The sequence below is a fragment of the Micromonospora acroterricola genome, from assembly GCF_003172955.1.
Lineage (GTDB): Bacteria > Actinomycetota > Actinomycetes > Mycobacteriales > Micromonosporaceae > Micromonospora > Micromonospora acroterricola.
The window spans coordinates 1-521 of record NZ_QGKR01000109.1; the positions used below are offsets into that span (position 1 = coordinate 1).

1 rRNA gene is annotated in these 521 nt (G+C 59.3%); it reads right to left on the reverse strand.

Going from position 1 to position 521, the window contains the following annotated elements:
• Positions 1–433 precede the first annotated feature (433 nt).
• Positions 434–521, reverse strand: a 16S ribosomal RNA gene (locus DKT68_RS31345); the annotation flags it as partial.

Here is a 521-nt window from a genome sequence, read left to right on the forward strand (position 1 = left end):
GTCCTTCATCGGCTCCTGGTGCCAAGGCATTCACCGTTCGCCCTTGACAACTTGACCACAAAGATGCTCGCGTCCACTGTGCAATTCTCAACAAACGACCAACCCACAACCCTCAAGCCCCACACCAAACCCGGCAACCCGCCGACGGTATGTGAGACCAGGCCATGCCTGGCAGACTCCCGAACCCACAGGGCCCGGACCAGTCTCCGAAAGAAACAACCACGAGGGTTGTTCTTTCAGGACCCAACAGGGTGCTTATCATTCACCTCCAGCCGCACCAGGACTTCGTTCCCACCACCGAAGCGGCTGTACTAGAAGGAACCCGGCCGTTGCCAGAAGAAAACTCACCAGTGTCTCCGCCATCTGAGCACCCCACCACCACAGACGGGCGGTGCGGGCTCCTTGCACCCTTTCAGGTGAAGGTGCTCCTTAGAAAGGAGGTGATCCAGCCGCACCTTCCGGTACGGCTACCTTGTTACGACTTCGTCCCAATCGCCAGCCCCACCTTCGACGGCTCCCAC